The sequence below is a fragment of the Rhodopirellula halodulae genome (assembly GCF_020966775.1).
Taxonomy (GTDB): Bacteria; Planctomycetota; Planctomycetia; order Pirellulales; family Pirellulaceae; genus Rhodopirellula; species Rhodopirellula halodulae.
On sequence record NZ_JAJKFV010000014.1, the window covers coordinates 1 to 23,593 of the forward strand.

Below are 23,593 nucleotides of genomic sequence, written 5' to 3' on the forward strand. Positions count from 1 at the left end.
GTGCGATCACTGTTGATGTTTTACAACCCAATTGATGGTTGGCGGCGCGTCGGATGCCGCGAGAGTCGAACTCGCGTCGATTGGGCCCAAGAGGTACGGACGCTTTTGGAAGTCGACTATCCCGATGCGGAAACCGTGACGCTCGTGTGCGATAACCTCAACACGCACAGCATTGCGAGTCTCTACCATACATTTGATGCGGAACGAGCGGGACGTCTCCGTCGGCGTCTCAACTTAGTGTTCACTCCTAAGAACGGCTCGTGGTTGAACATGGCGGAAATGGAACTGAGCCTTCTAAGTCGCCTATGTCTGGGCAGCATTCGATTTGAAACTGCCGAAGCCATGGACTGTCACATTGAGCGTTGGCAATCCGATCGCAACGCAAAAAAGCGTGGCACAAATTGGAGATTCACCACCGAAGATGCGCGAGTCAAACTCAAGTCGCTTTATCCGCAGCATGACACATAGAGCCGGAACGACCACTACGGCCGGCGACATGCAAACGTAGGTCAGGCCGTGCCTGACGATGGTGAAATGCCAGCCAATACCACCATCTCGACGAATCACAATCGCGGCGCGGAATCTTGGACGCCTCGCTTTGTTCCGAAGCATCGGCCGGGGCGTCAGGTGAGACCTGACCTACGGTTGGTTTGGAAAATGAAAACGCCCGCTGGTCGCGAAATGGCGACGAGCGGGCGTTGTTCGTTTTGGCGGTGTTGCCGCCGGTCAGTTGTCGCTAGCTAACGAGGCTCAACCCAAACTCCAACCGTCGCGGTATTCGCGTTGGACGAATTCGTTGACGGATGAAACGTTCGGACTGCTCAGGTCCTTCGCATTCCATTCGATGCGTTGGCCTTCGCCCGCACGCATGGCCAAGTTGCCGACCAAGATCGTTTCGGTCAGGCGGCCAGCGTAACCGAAGTTCGACATGGTTCCGGGCTCGTATTCGCCTTTGACCGTGCTGACAAATTCCCATTTGTGACGCTCGTCGCCACTGGCTTTGTGTGGGATGCGTGGCAGCCAAGGATCAGGCTTCTTGAAGTCGACGAATTTGTCTTCGGGAAGCAGGTAATACTTGGCACCGTAATCATCGGGCGAGAACACCAAGCCTTTGCTGCCGACGATGACGGCACCGGATTGTTTGCGTCCACCGTCACGTTGAGCCTGAACGCGTTTTTGGAACGACGCGGGCAATTGCGAGATGATGCTTTCCGGTGGCAAGTTGCCTCCGTCGTACCAGTAGAACTTACAAGGTGGCAACGTCGCTCCGTTGGCACCTTCACGCTCGGGGAACTCAAACATCAGCGAGCTGCTGGCGGGGAATTGTTCGCCTTCCACGATGCCAGGATTCTTCACGGCGGTGACGGCGATGGGGTCCCACAGATGCAACGCCTTCACTGGCATGTTGGTGGTGTGACATGCCATGTCGCCGAGAGCTCCGGTGCCGAAGTCGACCCAACCACGCCAGTTGAACGAATGGTAGGCTCCTTTGACGAATGGACGCATCGGTGCGGGACCGATCCATGCATCCCAGTTCAGCGAATCCGGCACGGGGTCTTCGCCTGACGGACGTCCACCACCCTGTGGCCACACGGGACGGTTGCTGAAGATGTGAATCTCAGTCACGTCGCCGATCGCACCGCTTTGGATGACTTCCACGGCTTCGCGAAGTCCGTCTTCGCTGGTGCCCTGGTTGCCCATTTGAGTGACCACGCCGGTCTTCTCAGCGGTCTCACGCATCAAACGAGCTTCGCGAATCGACCATGTCATCGGTTTTTGGCAGTAGATGTGCTTGCCCATGTTCATGGCTTTGACACAGGCCGCCGCGTGCGTGTGGTCGGGCGTGCTGCACGTCACGATGTCGACTTTGTCACCCAGCTTGTCCAACATTTCGCGGAAGTCGTCGAACTGCTCCGCGTCTTTGAATTCGCGTCCTTTCTTCGCCAGCGTGTCGCGATCGACATCGCACAGCGCGGCAATCTTCACGCCTTGGTTGGCGATGTGACTGGTGTCGCTACCGCCTTTTCCGCCCACGCCGATGCAAGCGGCCGACAGGGCGTTCAATGCCGAAGGCGATTCTTCTTGAGCCAGGCTGGTCCCGGCGAAATAGCCGACGCCGGCAGTCAATGCTGCCGACTGGCCAATGAAACGACGACGATTGGTTTTCTGGGTCATGGACAAAGAGTTCCGAGGGAATGGAAAGAGGTGGGCAAAGGAGGCGAGTCCCTCCGCGGATCCGCCAGCGAAATCTTTCTTAGACGGAAGCCGAGCGGGGAGGGGCGGCGAGCGGGATTATCCTTTCGCCGGAATGCCCAGATTACCATCTCCATAGAGGGCAGGCAATCTTTTGGATGACCGTCCGAACCAGAAAACGGGCTCGCGGAAAATGCGAAAAGATCCCACCCGAGCGACCGCGACAATCGTCAGCCGCGGGCGTGTCAGACACCGCGAGCAATTATCCGCCGAATCGCAGCCACGTGGGTTGGCCACTCTTGGCCGACAGAGAATCGCACGACGGGCAGAGCGTCCGGTGGAACCGGACCTACAGCACTGGTCGGACCAGAAAACGGGCTCGCGAAAAATGCGAAAAGATCCCACCCGAGCATCGCGACAATCGTCATTCGCGGGCGTGTCAGACACCGCGGGCAATCACCCGCCGAATCGCAGCCACGTGGGTTGGCCACTCCTGGCCGACAGAGAATCGCACGACAGGCAGAGTGTCCGGTGGAACCGGTGATGGGCAGAGCGTCCGGTGGAACCGGACCTACAACGCTGGTCGGACCAGAAAACGGGCTCCCGGAAAATGCGAAAAGATCCCACCCGAGCGATCGCGACAACCGTCAGTCGCGGGCGTGTCAGACACCGCGGGCAATCACCCGCCGAATCGCAGCCACGTAAGTTGGCCACGCTTGGCCGACAGAGAATCGCACGACGGGCAGAGTGTCCGGTGGAACCGGTGATGGGCAGAGCGTCCGGTGGAACCGGACCTACAGCGAGGTAGGTTGGCCACTCTTGGCCGACTTTTGGTCATACAGCGGAGAACACGGCGTCCGGTGGAACCGGACCTACCAATCGATCCGCGTGTTTTGTCTCAACGGGTTTCGATGAGCTGCCAGTTTCCGGCGTCGGTTTCGACTTTCCAAATTTCCGGCAGGGCTTCGTCTTTCAACTGACTCGCCACCAGCGATGCCAGGGGATCAGGAATGATGAACGCCACGACCTGATTTCGATTGCGACGCAAAATTCGACGCACGGCTTTGCCGACTCGAACCGCCGCCTCGTACAAAGGCTCGCCACCAGGAGGACAGGTCGACTCCGGCGTGTCACAGAGTTCGCGGTACAAGCGTGGCTGGTTGCGACGAATTTCCTCGATCAGCTTGCCGTGCCAAAGTCCATGATCCACGTTGCGGAATTCTTCCACGACTTTGGGACGCAGGTCTCGGCCTTCGGACAGCAACGTCGCTGTTTCGACAGCGGATTGGCAAGGCGCAGTGAAGATGCCGTTCAAACGAATTCCCGCCAGCTCACTCGCCAACGACTCCGCCTGATCACGACCACGAGAGCACAAGGGCATGTCCAAGTTGCCCTTCATGCGGCCTTGTTCGTCGAACGACGTGGCACCCGGACGAATCAGAACCACCTTTGAAACCGCTTTGGAACGCAGCGAAATCATGTCTGGCCTCCTGCACCGGGGTGCGATCCGTTCATCGCCAGCGTCAATTCGTTGATCGCCGTTTCGTAATCGTGCTGGCCGAAGATCGCCGATCCCACGACGAACAAGTCGCATCCGGCTTCGCGAGCGGCGCCGATCGTGTCGACTTTGATTCCGCCGTCGATTTCAAGCAGCAAATCCGGTTTGCGTTGCTTCAGACTCTTCAGTCGATCCAGTGCGACAGGATTGAACGACTGGCCGCCGAACCCAGCGTTGACGCTCATCACCAACACCATGTCCACGGCGTCCAAGCAGTCGTCCAGCTTGGCAAAATCCGTGTCGGTATTGATCGCCACGCCGACACCCACGCCCAGGTCACGGATCTGGCCCGCCACTTCAACGCTGTCCTGGACGGCTTCCACATGAAAGGTCAACAAGTCCGCGCCGGCATCGACCATTGGTTTCGCATACGCCATGGGGTCGCTGATCATCAGATGAACATCCAAGGGCATGTTCGTATGACGACGCAAACCTTCCACGATCGGCATGCCGTAGGTCAGGTTGGGCACGAAATGGCCATCCATCACGTCCAAGTGCAGCACCCGCGCTCCTGCGGCGGTGAGTTGTTCGACCTCGGATCGCAAATCACCAAAGTCGCATTGCAAAAGGCTCGGCAAAATCGCCGGGCCCGCGGCACGGATGGAATCGAGCTTCGCTCGGCTCATACAGTTGTCTCATCGGGGAATGGATGCACCACGCGAATTTGGCTTCGCTGCGGGATAGCCTTCGCCAAAAAGCAAAAACTCGCCGCGTGATGCGGAACCACGGGAACGTTCTCACGCCGGTTTGACCAACTCAGCTGTGGAAACAACTGTTCGGCCAGCACCGCAATTCGCCATGTCGGCGGACTGTCCCAGACGCTGTGGTGTGACGCGATCCACGTGCCAATTCAGCCGCCGCAAAACCATTCCAAACGGTTCCGGCGGTCCAACGCGACACGTGGAGGTGACGTCGATGGGGCAACAGATTGATCAAGTCGCTGGTGAACTGTCAATCGCCGGCATTTGAGGACGCGATGGTCCAATCGCCACAATGGCGGCCCTCACCCGAAAAATCGAAATATCCAGCAATTGCTAGCAACTGTAACGGCGGGTTATCCCCCGCAAAATTTTGCCGTTGTGATTCAACTTTGCGTCTTGTCCTAGCTCCTAGCTCCTAGCTCCTAGCTCCTAGCTCCTAGCTCCTAGCTCCTAGCTCCTAGCTCCTAGCTCCTAGCTCCTAGCTCCTAGCTCCTAGCTCCTAGCCCTCAGCCCTCAGCCCTCAGCCCTCAGCCCTCAGCCCTCAAAAAAAACGGCCGCCGTGATTCTTGCGAATCGCGGCGACCGTTTTGTTGGATCAGCTTTTTAGCTTGTCTGCTCAGTGGCTCTGTCTATCCAAGAGTCCTGCTCGACATATCGATCGCGACCGCGACGCGGGAGAGCGGAAGGACGCTCTCCGGGTCTCTGGTCCGATCGATGGTCGATCAACGCCCTGGATCAAATCCGGTCTGAGCAATCTCTTCTTCTTCCTGGATGATGATCCGTGGCGTGACCATCATCATCAGGCTGCTGGACTGACGACCAACCGCGGTGTTGCGGAACAATCGGCTGACGTAAGGGATCTTGCTCAAGAACGGCAGTCCGCGTTCGTTGCGGCCTTCGCTCATTCGCTTGATACCACCCAGAAGAATCGTGCCACCGTCTGGGACGCTGACGGTCGTGCTGACGTTCGTGAATGCGAACGTTGGCTGCTGGACCGTGGTACCTTGAACGATGCTTTCTTCTTCTTGCTCGTCTTCCTCGTCCACCACACCGTCGCCGTTGGTGTCGACGTTGCGGTTACTGCTGTTACGAGTCGTCGAGTTTCCTTGGAAGGTGAACTCGTTGACTTCACCAATTTGGCTGAAGGTAGGGATCAAGGTCAGACGCACGAATCGTTTGTCTTCGCTGACCACACCCTGGACGTTCAGTCGGGTGCCCTCGTCCAAGACCACGATGACCGGTTGCTGAGCGACGGCGAAGTCACCCACCACGGGCACGATACTGGTCACGAATGGACGTTGGGTTTGGTCACTGATCGAAGCGATCTGTCCGTCGAACAAAGTCACTTTGGGTGCCTGCATCACGTTCGTGCGGCTGTCACCCTGAGCGGCTTGCAAGAAGAAGTAAGCTTCGATGTCGCTGAGGATCGCGAACCCGAGTGTCGAAATCGCACCCGCGTCAGGAGCACCAAACGGTGCGACCACGCCGGAAACATTGTTGTCCAGTCGGATGTCGAGGTCGGCCGTTGGCGTTCCATCGGGATCCAAACCGATCGTGACTTCGGGGCCACTGTCATCACCGGGCAAACCAGGTGCGTTGTCGTCGAACTGCAAGTCAAAGTCGACGCCGATCTGTTCGAAGAACGTGTCCGACAACGTGATGAAGCGGACTTCGATGGTGATTTGCAAGTTCTGCAGTCGTCGTAGCGATTCCAGCAAGTCCACGATTTGATCGTGCACGTCACTGGTCGTGCTAACCACCAACGACAGGTTCTGCGGATAAGGTGCCATCGTGCCGACGCCGCCGAGTGCTTCCCACGATTCAGGTTCGATCGTGGTTTGAATCAACTGCATCAGTTGGCTGAAGTCAGCCATCGATTGACCACCCTGTGCACCAAAAGCGTTGGGCGATCCCAAACCGCCGGCCGTGGCAAATCCACCACCGGGGCTGTATTGGCCCAACATGTTCGGTTGCATCCCAGCGTTCGCGTTGTTCCCAGCGAACCCGGACAAACCAGACGCGGAAACGGGAACGACTTGAACGTCCGTTTGTGGATTGATCATTTGGTAGGCACTTCGCAGTGCCCCACGCAAACCTTCGTCGTAACCCGAGACGAAGTTTGGAATCGGCGTGACCAAGTCCGCGACGCGATAGGTACGCTGTTCGACCATCGTGCGGCGAGCTTCTTTGCTGGTCACGTTCAGCACTTCGTTGCCGATGACGTGAGTCAAATCCAAATCGCCCAAGATGATGTTCAGAGCACTCTCGAGCGAGATCCGCGTGGAGATGTTCTGGCTGACCGGGGTCTCGCGATTCAAACGGATCGCGGCGAGCGCCCGGTTGTCGATCACGATTGGAACACCGGTCACGGTTGACAGGTCGTCGAGCACGTCGCCGAGTGGTCGGTTGTTGTATTTGACTTCCACTTCGGTCGCGAGTCGTCGTTTGATCTCTTGCTCGCGTGGTGACAGGCTGCTCTCGGCACCACTGCTTAGACGTCGGCGAGACAGCTCTTCCCACGAACGAATCTCGGGGAAGGAGAACGGACGATCCGGATCCGGTGGGACCGCGGCACGACCGATCGCCAACATTTCGCGAACGAAGCCGTCTTCGCTGCCAGCTTGAATCTCCTCATCCATTTGGATGCGAACACCCATCCGGCTGCTGTGGAACATGCTTTGTGCGATGGGCGAACCGGGTTTCAGCTCACCGACTTGCTTGGCGATCACTTCGGCTTCGTGGAAGCGACGATCGTCCATCAAGTCATTGAAGGTCTCGACCAGTGACGAAATTTCATCGTCCAGTCGAGCTTCCTTGGCAGCATCGTTTGCCATTTCGGTGCGAACGGCTTCGTTGGCCAAGTCCAATTCGATCTCGGCGCGATGCTGTTCGACGTAGGTTTTCTGATCCGTCAAAGCACGGTCGACCATGGCAGCGAGCGATGCTTTGGAGGCTTCGTCAATCGAAGCTCCCTCAACACGTCGACGCAAACGTTCGAGATCGTCCACGGCGTCCATCGGCGCGTTGGTACGTTTCTCGTTCGCCTTGGAAAGTTCCGTGGTGACTTCGCGGTACAAGCGACGGGTTTGTTGTTGTGCTTCGAGTTCCGCTTTGTCCATCGCGGTCATCGGTTGCCCGGCGGCCGGCGAAGGCAAACGCGAAGGCTGCAACAACGTCAATTTGTCTTTCAAGGCTCGACGCGTTTCGGTGTCCAACTCGGACTCGAACGTCCAAGCCTTCACAAACGCTTGGCGAGCTTCGGTCTTCTTGCCTTGCGACAACAAGTCCATGCCTTCACGGTACAAACGATCGCCGTCGGAGTTGCCTCCGCCCAGTGGCGACGTCGCTTGCACTTGGCTCACACCACCGGGAAGCGTGCTCGCTCCGCCGGCTTGTTGAACGAAGCCCGTTCCGGCTGCGGCGGTGCCGCTGGTTTGCATGATTGGATTGGCGGGCTGTTTCGCCAACGCGTTCAAGTCCAATCCGGTGCGACGTGCGGCGGCTTGCGCGTCCAACAGCAATTGCCATGGACGAGCATCGCCGGCTTGGAATTCATGTTCTTTCACGCCCAAGGTTTGAGCCTGGTTGGCCAGTTGGTAGGCGGTCTTCACATCGCCCTTGTCCAGAGCGGCGCGACCGGCGGCCACCAACTTCAACGTTTCCGTCCGACGAACCGCCAAGGGTTTCGCGGCGGAGGCCGGAGTCGATGCCGCGGGCGTTTTGGCTGCGGTGTCGCTTGGGGGCAATGTGAATTGTGCGGACGCCTCGGGAGCGGCCATCACGGTCGACAGCATCGAAGCCATCGACAACGACAACAACGAACGAGTGACCTTGCGACGCCATCGAGTTTCCGGCGCTGACGTGGGCGATGCCTTCTCAGGTTCGCTGGTCGACGCGGTCAACGATTGACCCAATTCATCCTTGATCCGTCCCGCAGGACACGACCGGTTCCGCCGGGGCGGATGATACGAGCGGTTCAACGCGACTCTCCTTCTTCGCGTGAGACATGAAATCCATAAAGTGCCGGAAAGCTCTCGCCCAGACTCACCCAAGGCGGACTGGTTGTCGGCCGGGAACGCTTGCAGCATCCCGCGTTTCGAACTGGTCTCGTGGATAGAATCCCCCGTCCTGGGAAAATTCACCCAATGAGTCAGCACGAAAACCTTCCTAGCGAGGTTGGCAATACGATTTGCGGACAACCAGTGTCAACACGGCTTTGAGAGAACCAAACGGATTTTTGTCAAGCGGAAAACAAGCCCACTGCATGAAACTCTTCGCGGAACTTTTTCGACGACTCGATCAAACGACCAAAACGAATGAAAAGGTCGCCGCGATCGCTGCGTACATGTCGGCGGCGGCACCCGAGGACGCCGGGTGGGCAATCGCCGCACTCAGCGGGAGACGCGTCAAACGCTTGGTTTCGACGGGTTTGCTGCGTCGACTGGCTGCTGAACAGGCCGGCGTCCCCGATTGGTTGTTCGAGGAATCGTACGACGCCGTCGGCGATCTGGCGGAGACCATCACGCTGCTCGTGCCCGCAGGAAACTCGTCCGCTGCGGATTCCCGCAGTTTGTCAGAATGGATGCATGAAAAAGTTCTGCCGCTGTCCCGCATGGACGAATCGCAGCAATCCGACGCCGTCCGACAAATGTGGGCGGAAACGCGAGGCACCTCGCGGTTGATCCTGATGAAATTGATCACCGGAGCATTTCGGGTCGGCGTCAGTTCGCGTTTGGTCGCTCGCGGGATCGCCGAATCCAATGGGTTGCCGGCGGACGTGATCGCTCACCGGTTGATGGGCGATTGGTCCCCCACGCCCGAGTTTGTGCAGAAACTCCATTCGCCTGATCTGGACGATGCCCTGCACAGCCGGCCTTATCCATTTTGTCTCGCGCACGCCCTCGCGGACGATGCGAATGAAACGGGCGACGCACCGGATTGGTCTGCCTTGGGTGATCCGGCGGACTACCAAGCGGATTGGAAATGGGACGGAATTCGCGGACAGGTCATCCGCCGTGCGGGACGGACCTACATCTGGTCTCGTGGCGAAGACCTGATGGTGGATCGCTGGCCGGAGATCGAACGTGCTGCGGAGTTTCTGCCGGACGGCACGGTGCTGGACGGGGAAATTTTGGCGAGCCGATTCGCAACCACGGATGCGTCGAGTCCATCGATCGAGGTTCTGCCGTTCGCCCAGCTCCAACGTCGCATCGGACGCAAAACCGTCGGCAAGAAACTGCTCACCGAAGTTCCCGTCATGTTCCACGCGTTTGACTGCATCGAAGCGAACGGGCTGGATCTGCGTGAGCAACCTCTGTTCGAGCGTCGCGAACAACTGCAATCGATCCTGGCGAAGCATCAACCTCCCAGCATGGTTTGGAACGAACCACTTTCGTTTTCCAGTTGGCAGGGACTTGCCGACCTTCGTTCGCAAAGCCGTGATGTGCTGGCCGAAGGCGTGATGATCAAGCGGCTGGACGCGCCGTACAGCGTCGGTCGCACACGAGGCGTGTGGTGGAAATGGAAACTCGCACCGCACACGGTCGACGCGGTGTTGATCTATGCTCAGCGAGGCCATGGCAAACGGGCGAGTCTCTACACGGACTACACCTTCGCAGTTTGGGATGGCGACAAACTGGTTCCATTCGCGAAAGCCTACAGCGGTTTGACCGACGCCGAAATTCAGAAGGTCGACCGCTTTGTTCGTGACAACACGTCGGAGCGTTTTGGACCGGTGCGAAGTGTTCAACCCGAGTTGGTGATGGAACTGGCTTTTGAGGGATTGCAACGCAGCACGCGGCACAAGTCCGGCATCGCGACTCGTTTTCCCCGCATTGTTCGTTGGCGAACGGACAAGAAACCCGAGGACGCGGATCGCTTGTCTGATCTACTCGCCATGCTGCCTGATCCCGAGCCCAAATCAATCTCGGTCAAAAATGAATCGGCTTCGCCACGAAACATTTGAGACAAATGTTCTACACTTGTCGAACTCGTCAACGGCCCGTAATGCAGCCTGCCAGGCTGCATCCTGCCCGTTCACCACCAACGCAATCTTCAATACCGACGCATTGCATTCAATTCGTGGTTGAATGGCGTTGCCAAGGTGGCGGAACCGGCTGGCAGCCAGTGCCGCGTGGTGACTTCGCAACGTGTCGACTGGCTAGCGTTCATTTTCGCCCGAGCATTCGGTCCAGCGAATCCGAGGTTTGATAGATCAACGCTTCCGGATAGTGTGCGTACGGATGGAAATACTCGAAGGTCAAATAGCCGTCGTATCCGATGCCGTCAAACGCTTCCAACACGGCGGGCCAATTCGTGGTTCCATCCAGCAAGGGGCGAAACGCTTCCAACGAGTGATCGCTTCCCTTCTTGGTGTACTCCTTCAAGTGCACGTTCTGGATTCGATCACCCAAGATCGGGATCCAGTGTTCGGGGAACTGATACTCCATGATGTTTCCTGTGTCGAAATGAACGCGAACGTGCTCGCTGTCAAAGCTGTCCACAAATTCTGCCATCTCCATCGGTGACATCAGGAAACCGTTGAAGAAGATGTTCTCCATATTCATCTTCACACCCAGCTTTTCCGCCTCGGGCAACAACTTGCCGATCGCTTCTCGAGCCCGAGCGTCACACACATCGTTGGGTGTCGGATCATGGTCTTCACGCCACGGCATGTGCACGGCACCGGGAACCACCAGCAAATTTTCCGTCCCCAAGTCATGGGCGGCTCGCGTCATTTTGCTGGCCAGTTCCATCCCGCGGGAACGTTCCGCCGGATCGTTGCTGGTCAGCGGATAAGGCCAAAACAAAAACGAACAAACGCCGCTGATCGCGATTCCGATTTCGTCCGCCATCTTGCGGATTTCGGTGAACTCCTTCGTTCCCGATTTCGGTGACAAATCGCTGTCTAAGTCATAGTTCAGCTCGATGCCGTCGAATCCAGCATCCTTGGCCATTTGCAAGCATTGCTTCAGCGACATCTTGTCCGGGTATGGAAACGCCCACAAATTGATCGACTTTTTGAAGTCATACTTTGGCCGGTCTTGGCTCAAAGTTTGCAACTCATTCGCCGGAGAGGCCCCCGTTTTCCCCGCCGCGATCGCACCGGACAATGCCGCTCCACCAAAGGCCGCATAGCTCAGCCATTCTCGGCGATCCACGGACGATTGCGACTTGGATGAATGATGGTTTCCCATGGAAGCGGCTCCTGGATCGACGTTGGGGATGATGGAGGATGTTCCCTAGCCTAACCCAACGCACGACACCGCAGTGGACATTGCCACGTCGCAACACTCCATTGCGTATGTCATGTCTTACATGGCGGCGCAAAAGGCGTCGGCCAAGAGTGGCCAACCTACGAAGCATTGAGCCGCCACCAGCATCACTGACGTTCCTCCGCCCTCCACACTCAGTCCTCTCTTCTCAGCCCTTCTCCCTTACTCCTTCTCCCTCACTCCTCCTCTTCATGTCGAAAACTGATCGCATTCGTCCGAGAGAGCTGGTGGATCGATTTTTCGCTGTTCGCGATTCCAAACCCTTTCTGTTTCAGCGTTCGGCTTGGAAAGCCTACTTGTCCGGAAAAAGTGGGCTGGTGCATTCCGCCACTGGCACGGGCAAAACGCTCGCCGTTTGGATGGGGCCGCTGCTGCAGTGGATGAATGCAAACAAAGACGCCAGTCGCTGGAATCCCAAACGTCCACCGGGATTGCAAGTCCTCTGGGTCACACCGCTGAAAGCACTGGCCGGCGACACAACCGCAGCGATGCAAGCCGCGATTGATGAGCTGAATTTGCCGTGGGATCTGCAAGGCCGCACGGGCGACACCAAAGCCAGTCTCAAAGCGAGGCAGATGAAGAAGCTGCCAACGGCGATGGTCACGACCCCCGAAAGCTTGACGTTGATGCTGACACACGAGCGTTTGCAGCCGCAACTGTCCGAACTCAAAGCCGTCATTGTTGACGAATGGCACGAACTGCTGGGGACCAAGCGTGGCGTGCAAGTCGAACTGGCGCTGGCTCGTTTGCGTCGTTGGTCACCCGAGCTGCAAACCTGGGGCGTGTCAGCAACGCTGGGCAATTTGGACGAAGCCTTGGAATCGTTGGTCGGTCCTGCCAACGTCGACGACGCGGTGATCATTCACGGCAAGAGCAAAAAGAAAACCAAACTGTTCTCGATCCTTCCTCGCGTCATCGAACGCTTTCCTTGGTCCGGACACATCGGCACTCGGATGATTCCCGAAGTGGCGAAGGAAGTCGAACAAGCCAGCTCGTCACTGATCTTTGCCAACACTCGATCCCAGACCGAGATCTGGTACCAAAAACTGCTGGCCCACCGTCCCGACTGGGCCGGGCAGATTGCTTTGCATCATGGTTCGCTCGACACCAGCGTTCGACATTGGGTCGAAAACGGTTTGCGAGAGGGCAGTTTGAAGACCGTGGTCTGCACCAGCAGTCTGGACCTCGGCGTCGACTTCACCGCGGTTGACTTGGTGATTCAAATCGGCAGTCCCAAAGGAGCCGCCCGTTTGCTGCAACGTGCCGGACGAAGCGGCCACCAACCCGGCGCGATCAGTCGACTCGCGTTCGTTCCGACCAATGCGTTTGAATTGATCGAATTGGCGGCTGCACAAGATTCCATCCGAGACGGCAAGCTCGAATCGCGACCGCTGATCCCCGCGCCGATGGACGTGCTCACGCAACACTTGGTGACCGTCGCCATTGGAGGCGGCTTTGAATCTGACGACTTGCTGCAGGAAGTCCGCCAAACGCGTGCCTATGAATCGCTGACTCAAACCCAATGGCAATTCGCGATCGATTTTGTGGTTCGCGGCGGCAACACACTGGATGCCTATCCTGAATTCAAACGAGTCGAGCTGATCGACAGACGCTATCAAGTCACTCAGAAACGTGTGATGTCGACGCATCGCATGAACATCGGGACGATCGTTTCGGACGCTTCCATGCGAATCAAATTTCTGAAAGGCGGCACGCTGGGAACGGTCGAAGAATCGTTCCTCTCCAAGGTCAGCCCCGGCGACAAATTCCTGTTCGCCGGCCGACTGGTCGAGTTGGTTCGGATCCAAAACAGCGAAGCCTATGTCAAACGCACCAAGGGCACGCCCGATGCGGTTCCACGTTGGATGGGCGGACGCATGCCGCTGTCGAGCGAATTGGCCGAAGGTTTGCGTTTCAAATTGCAGCAAGCCGCCGAGGGCAATTACATCGGTCCCGAGATGAAACGCATGCGACCGTTGTTGGAACTGCAACGCGATTGGAGCCACGTTCCCGCCGCGAATGAATTGCTGATTGAATCCATTCGCACGCGTGACGGACACCAGTTGTTCTTCTACCCGTTTGCCGGACGGTTGGCACACGAAGGCCTCTCCGCGGTCCTGGCCCATCGGATGTCTCGAATCAAGAAGATTTCATTCTCGTTTGCCTGCAACGATTACGGATTTGTGCTGACCTCGCCCGAACCGGCACCGCTTCAAGAAGCCCTCGACGCCGGGTTGTTGTCGCCGGACCAATTGGTGGCCGACATCGGTGAATCACTCAACGCGACGGAAATGAGCCGGCGAGGGTTTCGAGCGATCGCACGAATCGCTGGCTTGATCAATGGCGGTTTCCCCGGACGACAAAAGCCCAACAAGCATTTACAAGCCAGTAGCAACTTGTTCTTTGAAGTCTTCCGCGAATACGATCCTGACAACTTGCTTTTGAAGCAGTGCAACGCGGAAGTCCTCGAGAACCAGCTCAACGCTTCTCGCATGGAAGACGCCTTGCGTCGCATTGAACAAAGCCGCGTTGTGCTCAAGCAACCGCCCAAAGTCACCCCGATGGGATTCGGTTTGTTGGTCGATCGGCTGCGCGAACGACTCTCCAGCGAAACTCTGGCGGACCGCATCGCTCGCATGCAAGCTCAGCTCGAAAAAGCCGCCAATCAATGATCGGCCGTGGCGTTGATCGCATTTGCTACCGATCGCCTCGGCGGGGTGCACGCCGTTTTGTCCCATGCAGCGGTGCCGTATGGGGCCTTCAGCAAAAGCTTGGCGAAGTGAACCGAAAACGTGCCAGAATTGTCATGCAAACGCGGGCGTTGCAGTGGCGAGTCGGACGGGGCGGGATTCCTCATTCTACCCTTTCACCAGCTTGGGCATCTCGTCACAATGCCGGCAACTTCTGACCTTTGAATTGGCCAAACGACGTGAACGCTCCCGAAAAATCCGACTCGGCGACCCCAGAAAAAACTCCGTCCAAGCACTTCATTCGACAAGCCATCGATGAGGATTTGGCCAGCGGTCGATTCGATGGCGTCGCGACGCGTTTCCCGCCCGAACCCAACGGGTACCTGCACATCGGACACGCGAAAAGCATTTGTCTGAACTTCGGTTTGGCTCGCGAAATGGGTGGCACGTGCAACCTTCGTTTCGACGACACCAACCCGATCAAAGAAGACACCGAGTACGTCGATTCCATCCAAGACGATGTGCGATGGTTGGGATTTCAGTGGGACAACCTGCATTTCGCCAGCGACTACTTTGATCAACTTTACGAGTGGGCCGAACAACTCATTCGTGACGGCAAAGCGTATGTCTGCGATCTGACCGCCGAGGAAACTCGCGAGTACCGTGGGACGCTCACCGAACCGGGCAAAAACTCGCCTCATCGCGATCGCACGCCGGAGGAGAACCTCGAACTGTTCCGAGCCATGAAGGCGGGCAAGTTCAAAGATGGCGAGAAAACGCTGCGAGCCAAAATCGACATGGCGGCTCCCAACATCAATCTTCGCGACCCGGTGATGTACCGAATCGCTCACGTGCCTCATCACCGCACGGGCGATAAGTGGTGCATTTACCCGATGTACGACTGGGCTCACGGACAATCGGATTCGCTGGAGAAAATCACGTTCTCGATTTGCACGTTGGAATTTGAACACCATCGCCCGCTGTACAACTGGTACTGCGAAAGCCTGAACATTCATCATCCACGACAAATCGAATTCGCTCGTTTGAACATGACCTACACCGTCATGAGCAAACGCAAGTTGCTGCAACTGGTCAAAGAGAACCACGTGTCGGGATGGGACGACCCTCGCATGCCAACATTGGTCGGTTTGCGACGTCGTGGTTACACGCCCGAATCCATTCGAGCGTTCTGCGCTGATATCGGCGTGGCCAAATTCAACAGCACGATCGACGTCATCCGCCTGGAAAACGCCGTTCGCGAACATCTCAACGCGGTCGCACCGCGACGCATGGCGGTCCTGGATCCGATCAAGCTGACCATCACCAACTGGCCCGAAGGCAAAGTCGAGATGATGTCGGCGATCAACAATCCAGAAGACGAATCCGCCGGCAGTCGCGAGATCCCTTTCAGTGGCGAACTGTTCATCGAAAGCGATGACTTCCGCGAAGAGGCTCCTCGCAAGTTCTTCCGCTTGAAAAAGGGCGGAGCGGTTCGCCTGCGTTCCGGTTACATCGTTGATTGTCACGACGTCGTGAAAGACGCCGACGGCAATATCACCGAAGTCCTCTGCACCTACGACCCGGAAACCAAATCCGGCGAAGACACCTCGGGCCGCAAAGTCAAAGGCACAATCCATTGGGTCAGCCGCGAACATGCGAAACAAGTCACCGTTCGCAACTACGACCGACTCTTCAAAGTTGAGAACCCAGACGCCAGTTCCGACACAGGATCGTTCTTGGATCACTTGAACCCGGATTCTCTGACGACGCTGACTGCGTACGTCGAACCGGAATTGACCAACGTAAGCGCCGGCGACCGAGTCCAGTTCGAACGTTTGGGGTATTACGTCGTGGATCCAGACACAACGACCGACGAAGTTGTCTACAACCGCATCGTTCCGTTGCGGGACACATGGGGCAAAATCGCCGCCAAGTCATGAACCAAAATCCCGTAGCTGAATTCGTCAAGAATTCAGAAACACGACAACAAACCCGCCACGAATCCCAAACCAATCGCGTTCAACCGCCGACGGCTGCCAACCGCTTGGCGAACGCTTCGTAAGGCAACGTGTTGGCAACGTCCGCGGCGGTCAAACCTCCGCGGCGTGCTTGGCGGATACCGTATCGCATCACCCACAACCCGTCGGTCACGTGGGCGTCCGTGTTGATCACGATCGAGATGCCGCGTTTCTTGGCCGCTGCTAAGTGAACGTCGTTCAAATCCAGTCGAGCCGGATTGGCGTTCAACTCCAAGAACTTGCCGTTCTCTTTGGCTGCTTGCATCACCGCGTCCATGTCGACGTCATACGCTTCGCGTCGATTCAAAATGCGACCGGTGGGATGGGCGATGCAATCCACATGCGGATTCTCAATCGCACCAAGAATGCGATCCGTAATTTGGTCGCGAGGCTGTTTCTGCCCGTAGTGAACGCTGCCGAGGATCCAATCGCCTTGTTCCAGCACCTCGTCGGGTAAATCCATTCCGCCCGATTCCAGGATATCGCACTCGATCCCTTTCAAAATCACCAACCGACCTTCGTAATCCTTGCGAACCTCGTCGATGATCTCCCACTGTTTCAGCAACCGTTCGCTGTCCAGTCCACCCGCCATTGAAACGCGTTTGCTGTGGTCGGTAATCGCGATGTATTTCAAGCCTCGCTCAATGGCCGCGTCTGCCATCTCAGCGATCGTGTTCTGTCCATCGGTCGCGGAGGTGTGCATGTGCAGATCACCCAGCACATCGTCGGTTTCGATCAACGACGGCAATGCGTCCTCGGCAGCCCATTGGAATTCGTGTCGGTCCTCTCGAAGCTCCGGTGCAATCCATGGTAAACCGATCGATTGATACACCTCCTCTTCGGAAGCTCCCGCGACGCGAGTTTCATCGTCCAATCGAAAGACACCGTATTCGTTGATCTTGTAACCGTGCTCTTTCGCCAGCCGTCGGACGTGAATGTTGTGGGCTTGGCTGCCGGTGAAATATTGCAGTGCCGCGCCAAATTCGGATGCCTCCACCAAACGCATGTCGACTTGAAAGGCTTTCCCAACGCGAATTGACATCTTTGTGTCGCCGCGGCCGATGATCGAAACCAAGCCGGGGAAAGCCGCCAAATGATCCATCGCGGCTTCGCGGTCGCTCGCCACCGCCAGCAGATCCAAGTCGCCCACCGTGTCGCGTCCGCGCCGGTAACTGCCCGCCCATTCCATCTGTTCGATCGCTTCGCACGTTTGCATGTGCTTGGTGATCTCACGAGTCAGTTCGTCGGCCTTGGACCAATAGATTCGCTCCGAAGCGGCTTTCGCGATCGCCAGCCCATCCAAAATCGACGCTTCGGTCTTCTTGCCAAAACCTTTCAGCCCCGCGACTCGGCCTTCACGGCATGCCGCCGCCAGATCGTCCAGCGATTCGATCTGCAACTCTTCCCGAAGCTTGCTCGCCTTTTTGGCCCCCAGCCCCGGAATCCGAGACATTTGAATCACAATTTCGGGCACCGCTTCACGCAGTTCTTCCAATTGAGGCAGCGACCCGGTGTCCAACAGCACTTGGATCTTCTCAGCGATCGTCTTGCCAATGCCCGATAGCTTGGACAGATCCTGACTAGGATCTTTCGCCAGATTGGCAATCGGTTCGTCCAAGTCGCGGATTGCGCGGGCGCCGTTCTGGTAAGCCCGAATTCGAAACGGGTTTTCGCCTCGAAATTCCAGCAATTCGGCCAATTCTTCAAAAACAGCAGCGACGGCGGCGTTGTCCATGAGGGCGATTCAGTTCAGCGATCGTTGTCGAGTGATGGTTCTGGGATGGACCCATCATTCGACGCGGGAGCCGTCCGAATTGCAATGGTGTGGCCAGCTCATCAACACCGTGGTTCCCGATTCGCCATCAGATTCGAACTTCAACGAACCGCCAATGGCGTCCAGCACCAACTTGGTCACCGTCAAACCCAAGCCCGCTCCTTCGCGGCGATCTTTTCCCGTGACCAAACACTCGAACGGTTCGCAGATTCGGTCGGCATAGGCCGTGTCCAATCCCATGCCGTTGTCCTGAAACCGAATGGACGTGAAGTCACATTCGCGAGCGATCGACACCACCAACTCCAATTTTCGCGATTCATCCGCGAAACACTTGGCGTTGCGGAGCAATTGTTCGATCGGAATGTTCATTAACTTTCGATCAATGCAACACTTGGTGTCACCTTTGATCGTCAACTCTGACGCATCACCGCCGATGCTTCCCCACGTTTCCGAAACCACTTCGGCCAAGTAGTAAGCGTCCGGTGCAATCCTAGAGCTGGGATCCGCGAATCCGGTGTGCAGTAGCTCCATCGTTCGCATGTGCAGCGACACCATTTGAGTCAATCGCTGCATCCGTTCCGCGGCGGATTGAACCGTTGCCAGCGATCGCCGTGCGTCGTCCAGATCCAACGGCTCAGTCAGAGCTTCGCCGATGAATCCGGAGAAAAATGTGACATGGCGGGTGGGAGCGCTCAAGTCATGCATTAATCGACGGATGTACCCCGTGTCGATCAATGGTTTGGTTGACTCGCTGGACGCACTCACCACGGCTGTCGCGGCGGATGTCAATCCGTTGGCCGAAGGAGGCGACGAGTTGGAACCAGCCCCGTGGGTTCCGTGAATCGATGAGTCATTCGACATGTTTAGCATTCCGGCGAATCAAATTTTCTTTCCAAGCTTCCGACAACGGTTCGCAAGCCGCCAACTTCAAGTCGGCTTCTGCGTCCCGAGGCTTCGCGAACAAAATGTCGTTCGCTGTCTCGATGGTGAATTCGGGTGCTGGTCGCTCAATCAAGTGCAACGTCGCGCCCGCCTGAACCTGCCCCGGGTTCAGCACTCGGAAATACCATCCGGTGCGTCGGGTTTGTTGAACCCGCACCGCTAACTTAGGCAGCCCCCATCGCTGGGACAACTTCCAGCACGGTTCTCGCGGTTGAGAAATTTGCAGACGCAAACCCTGCGATGGCTTTGTATCCAACTCTCCCGCCGAGTGATCATCACGATCCGATGGATTCGATTCGGGACGTCGACATTCAAACACGTCTCCGATGCAAACGTCCGATTCCAACCATCCATCAAGTGTCAGGTTCTCCCCGAACGCACCGGGGCCCCAATTGATCTCAGGAAATTCTTGATTCCACTGCGAAAAATGTGGGTGGCAATAACCCAGCACCGCCTTGTCCACGCCGCCGTGATTTTTTTTGTCGGCTTGCTCGTCACCTGCGAGCCCCATTGCCCCCACATCAATGGCATCATCGACCACACACTTGTCAATCGCGGAGGTCCACGGTTTCGATGGATCGCCATCCTTCAGATACGACCGACACCGGCCGATTTGCACGGAAACAATTCGCAAGGAATCGTGCATGATGAGGATCCTTCACTACCACAGCGACTTTCATTGTCTGTAATCTGTCCAGCATCTTCGCCGGAACGTCACGCATCCGCCTTCGTTCCGTTCATCCTACCCGCTGAATCCCCCCCGATCGATCCGTCTTTTTCAATTCCCTCCATGAATCCTGCCAACTCAGAAACCGAACGCGATCCCACACAACTTCGCTCTCACCGCTGGTTCGGCAAAGACGACTTGCGTTCGTTTGGCCATCGTTCGCGTTTGAAAGGCATGGGGTTTGACGATGTGGATTACCGCGATCGTCCGGTGGTGGCGATCCTGAACACATGGAGTGAACTGAACACCTGCCACTCGCATTTCCGAAATCGAGCCGACGAGGTCCGACGCGGAATCCTCCAATCCGGTGGCTTTCCCGTGGAAGTCCCCGTGATGTCGTTGGGCGAGATGATGATGAAGCCCACAACGATGCTTTATCGCAATTTGCTCGCGATGGAAGTTGAAGAAGTCTTGCGTTGCCACCCCATCGACGCGGCGGTGTTGATGGGCGGTTGCGACAAAACCGTTCCGGCGATGTTGATGGGGGCGATCAGCTCCGACATCCCGAGTTTGTTCCTTCCCGCCGGCGCCATGTTGCGGGCTCGATGGAAAGACCAAACGTTGGGCAGCGGCAGCGACGCGTGGAAATACTGGGACCAACGTCTCGCCGGCAACCTCTGCGATCGAGATTGGAATGGCGTCGAAAATTGCATCGCGGCGTCCGCGGGAACCTGCATGACGATGGGCACCGCCAGCACCATGGCCTGCGTTGCCGAAGCCATGGGATGGACGCTGCCTTCCGCCGCCACCATTCCCGCCGTGATGGCCGAACATTCTCGATTGGCGGTCGCCACCGGCCGCCGCGCCGTCGATATGGCTTGGGAACAACTCAAACCCAGCCACTTCTTCACGGCCGACAGCATCGATAACGGACTGACGACCTCGTTGGCAATCGGCGGCAGCACCAACGCGATTGTTCACCTGATCGCCATCGCGGGCCGGTTGGGACACGAACTCACCTTGGACCGCTTCGACGAACTGTCACGTCAAACCCCCGTGCTGGGCGACTTGCGTCCGGGCGGACGTTTTCTTATGCAAGACTTCTTCGAAGCCGGTGGCATCTGTGCGTTACTTGATCGCATCCAAGACTTGCTGAACCTCGATTGCAAGACCGTCGCCGGCACCACACTCGGCGAACAAATCAAAGACGCGGAAGTCATCGACAACGAAGTCATCCGCACTCGCGAAAACCCGGTGTCTCCCGCCGGTGGAGTCTGCCTGCTGCGAGGCAACTTGGCACCATCGGGTTGCGTGATCAAATCCATCGCGGCCAGCAAAAAATTGCTGCACCATCGCGGCAAAGCGGTGGTCTTTGACAACTACCCGCAGATGAAAGAACAAATCCACGATCCCGACTTGGACGTGGATGAAAACAGCGTATTGATTCTTCGTTCGGCGGGACCGTTGGGTGCCCCTGGGTTTCCGGAATGGGGCATGTTGCCGATTCCAAAGAAGCTGTTGCAATCCGGCGTGACGGACATGGTGCGAATGAGCGACGCACGGATGAGCGGAACCAGCTACGGCACCTGCGTGCTGCACATCTCACCGGAAAGCGCCGCGGGAGGGCCGCTGTCATTGGTTCAAACGGGCGACGAAATCGAGATCAATGTTGCCGAACGCACAATCCACTGGCATGTGGAGAAAGCCGAACAAGAACGCCGCCGTCAGCAGCAACCTGAACTCGCTCCGGCACCCGAACGTGGCTACATGAAGCTGTATGCCAAGCACGTCACGCAAGCCGATCAGGGATGCGATTTTGACTTCCTCGCCGGTCGTTCCCCCGGTGAGGAACCCGCGATCCACTGATCGCTTAGTCATGTCGAATTGACTCCGTTCCGCCGCCGAACGCTCATTCGCGAAAGCGGCCTTCGAGGTCGACGGCTTTGGTGCCTTGCAAGGCTTTGTCTTCGTCTTTCTCGATTTGATTGGGGTGATGCTGTTGCGAATTGGTTTGGATCGCAAACGACCACGCATGTTCGCTGCTTCCTAAATCTTCGGGCGGCGTGATTCGCAGACCATCATCCGACATTGCCCAAACAACGTCAGCTTCTGATCCCAGCAATCGCACTGACACCACCTCGTCCGCCTGCCACTCTTTGGTGCCATCAATCACGAAGGGTTCTTCGGGACGTTGCATCTGGATGGCGAACAAAGTTTCCCCATTGGTTGTGAACGCCAAGTGATCGTCTTTCTGATCGCTGGTTTTCCAATACCGCGAGCCGTAGATTGCTTCACCGTTGATGTCCAGCCAACGTCCCATGGCTCGCAACTTCTCAACTTGCCAAGGCGGAATCGTTCCGTCAGCTCGGGGACCGATGTTGATCAAGAAGTTGCCGTTGCGGCTGACGACCTCGACCAATTCGTGGATCACTTCGGCGTCCGTCTTCTTCCATTTGTAGTTCGGGTCTTCTTCAGCCGCCAAGTAACCAAACGATGTGCCGAGCGTGGTGCAGCTTTGCCATTTCGGCCCCACGACCTTTAATTTCAAATTGTCTTTTTCCAAACACCCGACGCCGGCCGGCCAATTGCGATTGCCGCCCTTGTTGTTCACGTAGACGTCACGCCCATCTTTGGCCGCGTCATTCATGAAATCTGTGATCATGACACGGCATTGGTCGTAGAAATACTGAATTTCGGGACGCAGCTTACCCTTGCGGATATCGTTTCCATCCCGCGTCCAAATTGGCACGTCATCGACCCACAAGAAATCGGGTTTGTACTTCGTTTGGATTTCTTTCCAACGAGCGACATAGTCATCCACAAACGCTTTGCTGTAGCTGAACTCCGGTCCATACAACATGCGAGATTCCGGAGACGCTTCCATCTCGCGAACGATCATGTCTCTCGGTTCACTGTGCACCGCATAAATCTGTTTCGCGAAAAAGCCCGGGTGTCGTTCGCGATGGTACGAGGGTGCGTATTTGAGTCCAACCTTCTTCAGCGACTCACCCAAATCTCCGACCAAATCGCGATGCGGTCCTTTGTCGACCGCGTTCCATGGCGTCAAATCGGAATCCCAGTTCGCCCACCCATCGTGATGCTCGGCGGTCATCACCACGTACTTCGCTCCAACGGTTTGGAACAACTCAGCCCACTGATCCGGCGACCATTTTTCGGCCCGAAAAGAATCCACCACATCCTTGTAGCCAAACTCCGGCGGCGTCGCACCAAAGCGAGATTTCAAAAACGGGTTGTAGGCATCCGGCTCCGCGTACAACAGCTTTGGCAAGTGTTCGGCATACCCGCGATCATTCTTGCGATGAGCCATCACGCTGTAGGGGCCCCAGTGAATGAAGATCCCGATCTTCCCATCATCAAACCACGCGGGAATGGGCATCGTTTGCAGGGATTCCCAACTGCCGTCGTACGGCTTCGTTCCCGTGTGCGATTCCACAGGGGCCGCCGCCCCTTCTTGGGATTGCACTCTGTTTGGAGTGACGAGCAAACACGTGACCAGCAAACAACCAATCGAAACGAACTTCATGGACTCAGCAACTTCAGGGGGCGTGGGGTGTTTTTGCCACGGATCTCAAGCGGTTTTGGCAACACAGTGCCGTTGATCAACCACATGTGATGGCGGGCTCGCGAATCAGCATAAAACGATGCCGTCGCACAAACGAAATTACGTCGGTCCACCGACCGGAATTTCGCGAAAAGAGGGGGCTCGCACGCCGGAGCCACCCAATTTTGCCGCAATGCCATTCGTTGCCCAAACG

At 57.0% G+C, this 23,593-nt stretch carries 14 protein-coding genes; 5 read left to right on the top strand and 9 right to left on the bottom strand.

Features of this window, described 5'->3' with window-relative positions:
- The coding region (locus tag LOC70_RS12040) for a transposase (RefSeq protein WP_230253827.1) at positions 1–468 on the top strand (468 nt) is incomplete at its 5' end.
- A 282-nt stretch (positions 469–750) separates the two neighbouring features.
- Here LOC70_RS12040 and LOC70_RS12045 read toward each other — a convergent pair.
- From LOC70_RS12045 to LOC70_RS12060, 4 genes are all read right to left on the bottom strand, one after another.
- Entirely contained in the window at positions 751–2,175 is a 1,425-nt protein-coding gene (locus tag LOC70_RS12045; protein ID WP_230253828.1) for a Gfo/Idh/MocA family protein, read from the bottom strand.
- A 916-nt stretch (positions 2,176–3,091) separates the two neighbouring features.
- Positions 3,092–3,673 (bottom strand): histidine phosphatase family protein, encoded by a 582-nt coding sequence (locus LOC70_RS12050; protein WP_230253829.1) that lies wholly within the window; start codon positions 3,671–3,673, stop codon positions 3,092–3,094.
- Complete coding sequence (rpe, locus tag LOC70_RS12055; protein ID WP_230253830.1) at positions 3,670–4,377, bottom strand: ribulose-phosphate 3-epimerase; 708 nt, start codon at positions 4,375–4,377, stop codon at positions 3,670–3,672. The genes LOC70_RS12050 and rpe overlap by 4 nt, the downstream gene beginning before the upstream one ends.
- Before the next feature lie 797 nt (positions 4,378–5,174).
- Positions 5,175–8,354, bottom strand: coding sequence for a type II secretion system protein GspD (locus LOC70_RS12060; protein WP_390889035.1), 3,180 nt, complete (start codon positions 8,352–8,354; stop codon positions 5,175–5,177).
- A 362-nt stretch (positions 8,355–8,716) separates the two neighbouring features.
- Between LOC70_RS12060 and LOC70_RS12065 the strand changes: the two genes are divergently transcribed.
- Positions 8,717–10,417 carry an ATP-dependent DNA ligase gene (locus tag LOC70_RS12065; RefSeq protein WP_230253831.1) on the top strand — a complete coding sequence of 567 codons (1,701 nt, stop codon included), beginning with the start codon at positions 8,717–8,719 and terminating at the stop codon, positions 10,415–10,417.
- Between the two features lie 202 nt (positions 10,418–10,619).
- On the opposite strand, the gene LOC70_RS12070 is transcribed toward LOC70_RS12065, so the two are convergent.
- The gene (locus LOC70_RS12070) at positions 10,620–11,648 is read right to left on the bottom strand and encodes a sugar phosphate isomerase/epimerase family protein (protein ID WP_230253832.1); all 1,029 of its coding nucleotides are present in this window, start codon (positions 11,646–11,648) and stop codon (positions 10,620–10,622) included.
- Positions 11,649–11,917: 269 nt separating this feature from the next.
- Here LOC70_RS12070 and LOC70_RS12075 point away from each other — a divergent pair, with 269 nt between their 5' ends.
- Both LOC70_RS12075 and LOC70_RS12080 read left to right on the top strand, forming a co-directional pair.
- Positions 11,918–14,398, top strand: coding sequence for a ligase-associated DNA damage response DEXH box helicase (locus tag LOC70_RS12075; RefSeq protein WP_230253833.1), 2,481 nt, complete (start codon positions 11,918–11,920; stop codon positions 14,396–14,398).
- Between the two features lie 239 nt (positions 14,399–14,637).
- On the top strand, positions 14,638–16,356 hold the full coding sequence (locus LOC70_RS12080) for a glutamine--tRNA ligase/YqeY domain fusion protein (RefSeq protein ID WP_255716011.1): 1,719 nt from the start codon (positions 14,638–14,640) through the stop codon (positions 16,354–16,356).
- 79 nt (positions 16,357–16,435) lie between these two features.
- Here the strand turns inward: LOC70_RS12080 and polX are convergent, their stop codons facing one another.
- The 3 genes from polX to LOC70_RS12095 are packed head-to-tail and all read right to left on the bottom strand — an operon-like array spanning position 16,436 to position 19,796.
- Entirely contained in the window at positions 16,436–18,169 is a 1,734-nt protein-coding gene (gene polX / locus LOC70_RS12085) for a DNA polymerase/3'-5' exonuclease PolX (protein ID WP_230253835.1), read from the bottom strand.
- A gap of 54 nt (positions 18,170–18,223) precedes the next feature.
- Complete coding sequence (locus LOC70_RS12090; RefSeq protein ID WP_230253836.1) at positions 18,224–19,069, bottom strand: ATP-binding protein; 846 nt, start codon at positions 19,067–19,069, stop codon at positions 18,224–18,226.
- On the bottom strand, positions 19,059–19,796 hold the full coding sequence (locus tag LOC70_RS12095; protein ID WP_230253837.1) for an MOSC domain-containing protein: 738 nt from the start codon (positions 19,794–19,796) through the stop codon (positions 19,059–19,061). The genes LOC70_RS12090 and LOC70_RS12095 overlap by 11 nt, the downstream gene beginning before the upstream one ends.
- A gap of 144 nt (positions 19,797–19,940) precedes the next feature.
- Between LOC70_RS12095 and LOC70_RS12100 the strand changes: the two genes are divergently transcribed.
- Positions 19,941–21,683: an IlvD/Edd family dehydratase gene (locus LOC70_RS12100; RefSeq protein WP_230253838.1), complete on the top strand. Its 1,743-nt coding sequence runs from the start codon at positions 19,941–19,943 to the stop codon at positions 21,681–21,683.
- Positions 21,684–21,726: 43 nt separating this feature from the next.
- Here LOC70_RS12100 and LOC70_RS12105 read toward each other — a convergent pair whose 3' ends face one another.
- Positions 21,727–23,301, bottom strand: a complete 1,575-nt coding sequence (locus tag LOC70_RS12105; RefSeq protein ID WP_230253839.1) for an alpha-L-fucosidase — start codon at positions 23,299–23,301, stop codon at positions 21,727–21,729.
- Between the last annotated feature and the right edge of the window lie 292 nt (positions 23,302–23,593).